This is a genomic window from Rhodococcus rhodochrous (genome assembly GCF_900187265.1).
In the GTDB taxonomy this organism is placed as follows: domain Bacteria; phylum Actinomycetota; class Actinomycetes; order Mycobacteriales; family Mycobacteriaceae; genus Rhodococcus; species Rhodococcus rhodochrous.
This window is the reverse complement of the sequence record NZ_LT906450.1, coordinates 5,265,683-5,274,756: the sequence shown is the minus strand read 5'-3', so window position 1 is coordinate 5,274,756 and position 9,074 is coordinate 5,265,683. Positions and strand designations below refer to the sequence as shown.

Below are 9,074 nucleotides of genomic sequence, written 5' to 3'. Positions count from 1 at the left end.
GCCCCTACTTTCGATGCCAGTGGTACCGTAATTGCGTTTCGACTATAACGCTCGTCACACTCCGCGCCAGATCGATTCCCATTCGGTCCCGACAACACGGAGCCCATGCCCGGCACTGCTCCGGGGCGTCCCCGCGACCCCCGAATAGACAACGACGTCCTCACCGCCACCCGCGAGATGCTCCGCACCCACGGATGGGACGGGTTGAGCCTGCGGGCCGTCGCCGCCCGCGCCGGCGTCGGCCGCGCCGCACTCACGCGTCGGTGGCCCACCAAGGCCCACCTGGTGCTCGACGCGCTGCTCGGGTCCGCGCCCGATCTGACGCCCTACGACGGCATCGATCGCAAGGGCTGGATCGAATGGGTGGTCACCGGGAGCATCGAGCTGTTCTCCCGGCCGGAGGTCCGCGCTGCGCTCCCGGGGCTCCTCGCTGCCCTGCGGGACCACGAGGACCTCCGCAACACGCTCTGGCGCACGTTCAGCGGCCCCAGCACCGCTCTGTTCGCCGACGGCGACGGTTCGGACGTCGAGACCGACGCCAAGGCGGTGCTCGTGATGGCAGCGGGGTCGGCGCTGTTCGCCGGTCTCATCGCCGCTGAGGACGACACACCCGCGCTGCGCGCGCGGATCCTGGAACTGTTGTCGACCGTGGCGTAGCGCCGAAACCGAGCGGCGGGTCAGCCGATCGCCTTGCGGGCCAGTGTCGCGGGATCGTCTGCATCGCAGTCGGTTCCGACCACCAGTGCGGTGAGCGCCGGCGCATCCGGCCCGCTCATCAGGACGAGGACGGCATCGTCGCCGGCGAATCGCACCGCGCGGGAGCCGATCGGTGACCGCCCCTCGAAACCGTTCGCGTCCAAGCAATCCCGGAGACGATCGGCACCACCCAGAAGACCGGGGTCGGTATCACCGATCATCGCCCGCAGGGTGGAGGGTTCGAACAGGGCCTCGTCTTCCGCTGCCGCGACGGGAACGCCGGTCGGGTCGTCGCTACCGAAAGCCGTTCCGCGCACGACCACCACGAGCATCACCGCCACTGCGGCCGCGACCGCGGCACCGGCCACAGCCCAACCGCGACGCCGTGCGTTCCGGGACGGCACGGACCGGACGCCGGACCGGTCCTCCGCGAGCGCGGTACCGATGTGCGCGACGATCTCGGGCGGAATCGACTCCGTCGGTGGAGCGTCGCGCAGGGCCGACAACCGCGCCCGCGTCGCATCGAGCCGTGCCAGATACGCGACGGCCTCGGGATCGCGGCGCACACGCGGCCACAACCGGGCTGCGAACTCCTCGTCGAGCACCCCGGCATGCAGATCGGCGAGCAACTCCGCAGAGTACGGCGGACGCACCTCGGCGGAGCTCGACGGACGCACCTCGTCCTCGTTCATGCGCGACTCTCCTCCGCGGCTCGGCATCCCTCACCAGAGTAAGACGGAGGAGGATCACGATCGGTTCCCCTCGGAACGAAGGTCGTCGAGAAGAAGTGCGAGCCGACTCCGCGCGCGAGCACAGCGGCTCTTCACCGTTCCCTCCGGAACACCGAGCCGGCGCGCCGCCTCCCGGACGGAGAAACCTTCCACATCGACCGCGACGACGGCCGCCCGCTGTTCGGGTGGCAGTGCGAACAGGGCGGATTCGATGTCGAGTGCGATCTCGGTGTCGCGGATGGGATCGCGCGGGGTACGCAGGTCGTGCGAATCGTCCTCGAACAGTGGGACGGTCACGCGGACACGGTTGCGGCGGATACGATCGAGGCACGCATTGACGACGATCGAGTGCAGCCAGCTTCGGACCGCGGCGTCCTCCCGGAAACCCGAGGCCCTCCGGTGCGCCGAGAGCAATGCCTCCTGCAACGCATCCGCGGCGTCCTCGTTCGAGTAACTGGTCCGCCGCGCGACCTGCCACAGATGGTCCTGATGTCGGGCCAGCAAGGCGGAGAAGGCATACCGATCGCCTGCGACGTGTGCTGCGAGCAACTCGGCATCCGACACTCCATCGGACGCCACCCCGTCCGACACACTCCCGCCGTCGTCGACACCCTCGTCGGGCACGGCGATTTTTGCGATCCCCCCGAAAATTCGCACGCGCGGATGGTAGCCGATCCGGACGATTCCGCCCGGCTGTCGGCGGTCAGCGTGCGGCTTCGAATTCCACTTCGGAGATGGAACTCTTGTTGCTTCCGCCGCTCGAGCTCAGATCGGTGATCCACACCAGCACGTGCGAGGTCTGGCCGTCCGTCTCGACCGGGATCGTGGTCTCACCGGAAGCCAGTGTGCCCGAACCGATCACCTGCGTCTGATCGAGCGACGTCGACTCGGACGGTGCGCTGCGCACCTCGACGACCGTGCCCGGTGTGTCGGTGGTGACCTTTACCGCGGACAGTTCCGACGCGTCGGCGAGCGTGAACAGAAGTCCGACACCGTTCTTCAGCGAGGGGAACGGATCGAAATAGGCATCGGTGCTCCACGACGTGGACGGATCACCGTCGATCGCCTGCGACGCGGTGGCGGGCGAATCGGGTGTGCCCTGAGGTGAGAACACCGAGACGGAGGTCGCGGAGACCGGAGCGCTCGCCGCGGGTCGCGGCGGCGCGGCCGCGCCCTGCTCGTCGCCCGCCCCGTCCTCGGCCGGCGCCTCGGCGGTGGGGGTCAGACCGAACTCCTGGCTCGTCAGCGGAGCGTCGTCGGCATCACCGGCGAGCAGGTTCGCGATCCACCATCCGATGAGCGCGAGCAGCAGCACCGTCGTGGCACCGAGCGCGGCCAGGGCGACGAGCATCCGCTGCGAATGCTTCTTCTTCTGTTCCAGCGCTTCGGGATCGGCGAGAGCGTGCGACTCCGCGGCGGCAGCGCGCTGCCCGATCCGCAGTGCCGGGATCATCTCGGTCTTCTGGTCGACGACCGACGCCTGATCGAGGATGTGCTGCACGGTCGCGGCGGTCCGGATGCCGCCGTCCGCGGACAGGGCACGAACCGCGACCGCCGAGATCTCGAACGGCACGTCGGGACGCAGGACGCGCGGCTCCACCGGCACACCGTCCTTGCGGTCGGGTTCCGGCATCCCGCCGACGGTGGCACCGCTGTGGTGCGCGACGGGAGCGCCACCCGGAACCGGCGGCTCGCCCAGCGGCCAGCGTCCGGTGATGAGTCCGTACAGGCTCGCACCGAGACCGCGCACGTCGGACATCGCGTCGGAGTCGGAGAACGTCGCGGGGAAGGCCAGCACGGCGTCGCCCGCCACGCTGATGCGGATGCGGTCCGGGTGGTCGATCGACAGGGCACTGCCCGCTCGATGCGACGCCTCGGCCGCAGCCGCGAGTGCGCGGATCGCGCGTGCCGCACCGATCGGCGACGGCTCGGTGGTCGACATCTCCTTCAGCGACCGGCCGGGGGTCCACTCCGAGACGACGATGCCGCCCGAGCTGCCGCGCACCACGTCGAGGACGCGGGCGAGACCGGGCGAGTTGATGCGACCGAGGCGCAGGGTGCGCGAGAGCACGGCCTGCGGCGAGTCGGGGCCGGTGCCGTCGGCCGCGCGCTGCTCCGCGTCGACGAAGGTCAGCGCGACCTCGCGATCGAGCTTGACGTCGAGCGCCTGCCAGAAACGCAGGCCACGTGCGCCGCCGTGCGGTGCGAGCAGACGGTAACGACCACCGGCGACCGAGGCACCGGCAATGAGATCGGGGCCGCGCATCGGACGGCGCGGCTGGGAGGCCGGACCCGCGACGCGCACCGGCGGCAGCTGCGGGGATCCGACCGGGATGACACCCGTGTCGAGGTTCGGATCGCGCGGCGGGCGCTTGCCGTCCTTGTCGGCGGACTTCTGCCGTGCGGCGGCATCGATGGTGGACTTGCCGGCAGCGTGGTCGTCGCTCACCCTCACTCCTTCGTTGTCGACTCGTCCACTTCCGGTGTGCAGACGCGGGTCGCCGCTGGGGGCCGCGAAGAACCGTGGTCGACGGCTCCCGGACCGTACCTGCTGCTGATCAGGGTACGGGAGTTGTCCGTGCGCATTGCTGCGACCGGGCACGTCCCTGATGGCGGGCATGACCTCTGTGATGGCGTCATAAGGTCCGACGCCGTACTCGCCGTAGTCGATACGCGGCAGGATGACGGTCTTCTCGGCGTCCGATTCGGCGTAACGCGGACGCGGGACGGGGGCGGGAACCGGTGCCTCGTCGGAGGTGGTTCCGGTCTCGGGCTCGGCGGGGGCCTCCTCGACCGGGGCGGTGCCGCGCAGCGCCGCGACCTTCCGTCGCACGGCCGCTTCGATCGCGAGGATCTCGGGCACCTTGAGCAGGTACATCCCGACCAGCGCGACGAGCACCATCAGCACACCGTTGAGCCCGACCCGCACGAGCGAGCCGATGCCCCCGAAACGGTCGGCGAGCACGTCGAGCTGCAGGAGACGATCGGTGACCAGCACGACGACCGCCCCGGCGAGCGACGCGAGCACGACGTGCCAGACGGTGCGTCCGACGTTCGCCATCTGCAGGTTGCCGAGCGTGCGGTGCAGCAGATAGCCGCCGATGAACGCTCCGACGGTGAACGCGATGCCGGTGGCCGCGCCGAGGAGCAGCACCACCTGCTCGTCGTCCGCCGCGACGACGGGGGCCAGCGCGGACAGGCCGATCTTGACGGCGGTGATGCCGAGGATGATCCAGGTGGGGGTCCAGGCCTGTTCCCGGGCGTAGAACACGCGCAGGTGGATGAGCACCAGGGCGTACGGGATGAGCGTGAACGCCGACCAGCTCACCGCCTGACCGAGGCGTTCGGCGTTGCTGCCGCCGAAGTTACCGTAGCCGTACAGCGCGGCGCCGACCTGCGACCCCGCGATCGTCAGGAAGGTGACGATCGGGATGAGCGAGATCATGGTCAGGCGGGTCGCGACGGACAGGTCGTCGACGACGGCCGGGGTGTCGTCCGCGGCGGCGTTGCGGCTCAGGCGCGGCATGATCGCGGTGAGCACGGTGACACCGAGGACGCCGTAGGGCAGCTGCAGCAGCAGCCACGCGTTGTTGTAGATCGCCGGTCCGGCCTCGTCGGCCCCCGACGACACGCGCGTGGCGAAGACCATGCCGGCCTGGCTGATCAGCACGTAGAGCACGATCGCGGCGGCCATGCCACCGAACTGCCGGAGCCGGTCGTCGAGACCCCACAGCGGCCGGAGGTTGATGCCCTCGCGGCGCAGCGCGGGTACCAGGCACATCGCCTGCGTGACGACGCCGAGCAGCACGCCGATGCCGAGGACGAGCAGTTTCGGATCGCTCATCCGCACCGGATCGAGGGTGATCTCGCCCGGCATCAGGTAGTAGATCACCAGGACGGAGAGCACCACGAGGTTGTTGCACACCGGGGCCCAGGCGCCAGGCTTGAACACCTGCCGGGTGTTGAGGATGCCCGTGAACAGGCCCGACAACCCGTAGAACACGATCGCGGGCAGGAGCAGGTACGACAGCGCCGTGGTCAGCGACGTCGAGACCTTGCCGGACTCGTCGAGGAAGACGTGGGTGGTGAGGACCGGGGCCGCGGCCACCGCGAGAACGGTCGCCGTGCCGAGCAGCACCAGCGCTGCGGTGAACAGTCGCCGGACGAAGGCCTCACCGCCGTCGGGGTCCTCCCGTTCGGCCCGCACCAGCACGGGCACGACGATCGAGGTCAGGACGGCGCCGAGCACCAGCTCGGAGATCATGTTGGGGATCTGGTGCGCGACGGTGAACGACGACGCGACGCTCGCCCCGAGCAGGGTCAGGATGAGCAGCTGCTTGAGGAAGCCGGTGATACGGCTGACCAGGGTCGCGACGGCGATGGAGCCGGTCGCCGCGAGCAGGCTCTGCGGCTTCCTGCGACCGGATGCGACGCCCGTGATGTCCGGTGAGGTGGTGGGAGAGTCCGACGGTCCCGGGTGCGGGTGCGTCTCCACGTCGTCCCGTGTGGAGTTCCCGGTCATTTCTCGTACCCTTCGTCGGCTGGATCCGGCTCTCCACGGAACCGGTGCAGAAGTCGTCTGCCCGCCAGGAACAGCAGGAGTGCTCCCGCACATCCCGTGACGACGGCGAGGATCTGGCCGTACGCATTGGAACGTACCGTCACCGTCGTCGAGCTGCCGAGAGGCAGGCCGGACTCGGTGGTGAGGGCGAACTCCAGCCGGAGGTTCCGCGAGTCGCTGATCTGTGCCGGCACCGTGAGGGTGCGGCTGCCGCGCGGCGGGAGCTGGGTGGGCCCGATGTCGGTGATGTCCACCGTGTCGGGCGCGTCCACCTGCAGTCGCACGGTGATGCCCACGGGCAGGTCGTTGCGCGCGGTGAGCAGCAGCGGACTCTGTTCGGACGTCAGGGTGTAGACACCGCCGGTCGAGATGACCGTCACGGCGTCGTAGATGTCGTCGACGGCCTCCCGCACCTCGGCGGCGCGGTGCTCACCGGTCGCGTAGGCACGGTCGGCGTCGGCGCCACGACGACCGGACAGGCTCATCGCGCGCAGCAGGTCCTCGCGCAGCGGGGCGGTGAACTGACGCGGGGTGAGCTGGGCCTGCGGGTCCTCGACCAGCGCCGTCTGGATCGCGTCGAGGCGGCCGATCTGCTCCTCGGCCTCGGACACGACCGCGGCGGAGGCACCGTCGGTGATCGCCTGTTCGGGATAGACCAGCAGCGAAGCGGTCGGATCGTTCGCGGTGTTCGCGGCCGCGTCGACGAGCGCGCCGAGCGGTCGAGGCGTGGTCAGGCCCGAGCGGACGAGCGTGGAGAGCATCGACAGCACGGAGGCGGCGTCGTCGGGCGATGCCGACCAGTTCTGCGGCGGTGCGAACAGCACCGATCGGCCCGCCGCCGGCAGCGCCGCGCCGGTGACCTCGCTGACCGTCGGCACCATGGCCGGCCAGGCCAGCGCGCCGAGAGCGTCCTGCAGGCGGGCTGTCGAGGAGTCTCGGGAGAGGTCGTAACGCGCGGAGGAGGGGGCGAAGGACGGCGTCTGCGGGTCGGTACCCATCCCGGCCAGTGCCGCGGACGCGGACGAGTCGAACAGGACGGCGGTGAGGCCGGAGACACCGGAGATCCGGAAGCCGTTGCCTCCCGGCGCGGTGGACGGCGTCGACGACGTGCCCGCGAGCAGGGTGCGTCCACCCTCGACGGCGTTGTCGGACAGCAGAGCGGTCACCGGGCCGTCGGCGGCGAGCATCGATCCGGTCTTCTCGGTGAGCACGCCGGAATCGGGCCACATCACGCCCGGGGTGGAAGTGACGCCGAGGACGGAGTCGACGATCGCCGCCGGTGATTCGAGCGCGGAGTCGGTCAGGGACGAGTCGGCGAGGTCGGCGAGGGCGGTGAGGTCGACCTGCGCGAACGGCACGGCCATCGTGCAGGTCGTCGCCGCGAGGGCACGCAACCGCTCGAGCCAGGCGGCCGCGGCATCCGTGCCCGACCCCGGCCGCGCGTCGCCGGTCGGTTCGTCCGGATCCTCGACCACGAGATAGTCGCGTGTCATGTTCGCGACGGTGACGAGCAGATCCGGGTCGATCGCCAGGCACAGTCCCTCGAGGACGCGGGGTTCGGTGCGGGCGGTGTCCTCGACGGCGCGCAGCAGACCGTCCAGCCTTCCGCCCTCGGCGAGCGAGGTCGCGAGGTCGTCGTCGATCAGGCGTACCGGTTCGGTGCCGGAACCGGCCACGCCGGCCGCGAGCCTCGGCCGGTCGGCCAGCGGCCACAGCATCGTGACCGCGGCGGGACGGGACACGTCGGGCGGTACGGCGGGGAACGCCTTCTCGTCGCTGTCGAGCAGGCCGTCGTCGGAGGAGCGGGTCGTGCCCCGCGACCCGCCGTTGCCCGTCCGGGTCTCCCCTGTGTCGTTCCCGGTGGTCTCTGCGTCCTCCGTGACCTCGTCACTTGCAGGAAGCGCGAGAACGGGCAGCAGGAAGCGTGCGTCGTCGAGCCGCGCCGCGCCGCCGTACTCGGGGACACCGTTGACGTTCACCAGCAGCGGGAAGACGCCGGGGGTGTCGATGTCGAGCGACGGCACGAGTTCGGAGCGCAGCGGCAGTTCGAGTTCGAAATCGGCGCGCTCACCCTGCCCCAGCCGGTCGGCGACCTCCTCGAACTCACCGACGGTGTCGAAGCCGGCCTGGTCGAGGGACAGCGAGGTGCGCAGCGCCGCGGAATCGGAGACGACCGGTGCGCGCTGCAGCCGCACCCAGACGTCCTCGACGTCCCGGTCGCCGATGTTCGCCACCGTGCCGCGCACCGTGACGACGGACTCGCTCGTGAGGGTCACCGTCTGCGGCGTCACCTCGTCGATGCTCAGCTCGAGGAAGCGCGGCTCGTCGGGGTCGGTCTGGGCTGCGGCCGGGTTCGCCGTGGCCGTCGGGAGAAGAGTCGTCGGCAGAAGAGCCGTCACGCCTGCCGTTGTGAGGACGAGTACGAGCACGGCGAGCACCGCGGCGCCCGCCCGGGACACCACCACCGTCATCCGCGTGGGGCCCCCGGTTCGTCGACGTCGGGGAGTCGTTCGTGGTCCATCTCGGCGATGAGACGATCGGCGATGTCGGCCAGCTTGCGTTCGTCGGCGTACGCCAGGCGGGTCCGCAGTTCGCGCAGCGGCACCCACGCCACCTCGGTGACCTCGACGTCCGCGTCGGAGAGTTCTCCGCCGAGATAACGCAGCAGGTAGTGGTGCACGGTCTTGTGGACCCGGCGACCCTCGGTGACGAACCAGTAGTCGATGCTGCCCAGCTCGGCGAGCACCGAACTGCGCACGCCGGTCTCCTCGCGGACCTCGCGCATCGCGGTCTGCTCGGCGGTCTCACCCTGCTCGATGTGACCCTTCGGCAACGACCACAGCAGGCGGCCCCGCCGGTCGGTACGGCCGATCAGGGCTGCGCAGAGTTTCTCGGGCGGACCACCGAGTCCGTCGACCACCAGACCTCCTGCGGAGGTCTCGCGGACGGTCCGCATCCGAGGTCCGGGCGAAGCGGACGATCCGGGCGAAGCACCGTGTGCGGTCTTCTTCGTGCCCGCGCCACGCCGCCGCGAGCTGCGGCGGTTACGGTTGGCACGTTCGGCGGGCGACACCTCATAGATAGTA

The 9,074-nt window shown here is 70.3% G+C and carries 6 protein-coding genes; 1 reads left to right on the top strand and 5 read right to left on the bottom strand.

All coding sequences use genetic code 11. The features are described 5' to 3' along the window. Positions 1–105 precede the first annotated feature (105 nt). Complete coding sequence (locus tag CKW34_RS24205; protein ID WP_059381941.1) at positions 106–657, top strand: TetR family transcriptional regulator; 552 nt, start codon at positions 106–108, stop codon at positions 655–657. A 20-nt stretch (positions 658–677) separates the two neighbouring features. Here the strand turns inward: CKW34_RS24205 and CKW34_RS24200 are convergent, their stop codons facing one another. From CKW34_RS24200 to CKW34_RS24180, 5 genes are all read right to left on the bottom strand, one after another. Continuing rightward, positions 678–1,388 (bottom strand): hypothetical protein, encoded by a 711-nt coding sequence (locus CKW34_RS24200; protein ID WP_064059884.1) that lies wholly within the window; start codon positions 1,386–1,388, stop codon positions 678–680. Positions 1,389–1,442: 54 nt separating this feature from the next. After that, entirely contained in the window at positions 1,443–1,991 is a 549-nt protein-coding gene (sigM, locus tag CKW34_RS24195; protein ID WP_059381984.1) for an RNA polymerase sigma factor SigM, read from the bottom strand. A gap of 139 nt (positions 1,992–2,130) precedes the next feature. Continuing rightward, on the bottom strand, positions 2,131–5,949 hold the full coding sequence (gene murJ / locus CKW34_RS24190) for a murein biosynthesis integral membrane protein MurJ (RefSeq protein ID WP_059381939.1): 3,819 nt from the start codon (positions 5,947–5,949) through the stop codon (positions 2,131–2,133). Continuing rightward, positions 5,946–8,459 carry a DUF6049 family protein gene (locus tag CKW34_RS24185; protein ID WP_064059885.1) on the bottom strand — a complete coding sequence of 838 codons (2,514 nt, stop codon included), beginning with the start codon at positions 8,457–8,459 and terminating at the stop codon, positions 5,946–5,948. Before CKW34_RS24185 ends, murJ begins: the two co-directional genes overlap by 4 nt. Beyond that, entirely contained in the window at positions 8,456–9,061 is a 606-nt protein-coding gene (locus CKW34_RS24180) for an NUDIX hydrolase (protein ID WP_059381938.1), read from the bottom strand. Before CKW34_RS24180 ends, CKW34_RS24185 begins: the two co-directional genes overlap by 4 nt. Positions 9,062–9,074 lie beyond the last annotated feature (13 nt).

Coding starts and splice junctions, on each gene's coding strand:
- CKW34_RS24205 (WP_059381941.1), top strand. CDS start 106: ATGCCCGGCACTGCTCCGGGGCGTCCCCGCGACCCCCGAATAGACAAC.
- murJ (WP_059381939.1), bottom strand. CDS start 5,949: ATGACCGGGAACTCCACACGGGACGACGTGGAGACGCACCCGCACCCG.
- CKW34_RS24185 (WP_064059885.1), bottom strand. CDS start 8,459: ATGACGGTGGTGGTGTCCCGGGCGGGCGCCGCGGTGCTCGCCGTGCTC.
- CKW34_RS24200 (WP_064059884.1), bottom strand. CDS start 1,388: ATGAACGAGGACGAGGTGCGTCCGTCGAGCTCCGCCGAGGTGCGTCCG.